The organism is Achromobacter deleyi, from assembly GCF_902859705.1.
Taxonomy (GTDB): Bacteria; Pseudomonadota; Gammaproteobacteria; order Burkholderiales; family Burkholderiaceae_B; genus Achromobacter; species Achromobacter deleyi.
The window spans coordinates 1-562 of the sequence record NZ_CADIJO010000069.1 but is presented as its reverse complement, the minus strand read 5'-3'; the positions used below and the strand labels follow the sequence as shown (position 1 = coordinate 562).

Below are 562 nucleotides of genomic sequence, written 5' to 3'. Positions count from 1 at the left end.
GCGCTACCGGCTGACGGTGGCGCCCTGGCTGTGGCTGGCCACGCAGCGGCGCGCCAGCCGCCTGTTCGAGAACAAGCCGGTGCTGGACATCGTGCGCCACGTGCTGGACACGTACGAAGGCTACGTCTATCGCATCGCGGCCGACGTCGAAGGCGCGCTGGCCGACCTGGCCCCGCGCCCCTACACCACGCAGTATCGCGAGACCGACTACGCCTTCATCAACCGCCTGTTGGCCGAGGCCGGCCTGGGCTGGACCGTGCTGGAAGACGCCGAGGTGCCGGCGCGCCACGTGGTGCAGATTTTTGCCGACAGCCGCACTCTGGCCGAAGACGCGGAATCGGCCAGCGGCGGCGTACGGTTCCAGCGCGCCAGCGCCACGGAATCGCGCGACACCGTGCAGGCCCTGGTGCGCCAGCGCCGCCGCACGCCCGACAGCATCACGGTGCTGGGCTGGCACGACAGCGGCAAGCGCGCGGTGGCCGCGCAGGCGCTGGTCAACGCGGCCAACGGGCAGGACGATGCGGCGGGGCTGGACTGGTACGACGTTGCCGGCCACGGCGGC

The 562-nt window shown here is 72.1% G+C and carries 1 protein-coding gene; it reads left to right on the top strand.

What is annotated here, in order from left to right; translation table 11 throughout:
• Positions 1–562: phage late control D family protein (locus HV798_RS31585; RefSeq protein ID WP_175196699.1), on the top strand; the 562-nt coding region annotated here is incomplete at both ends.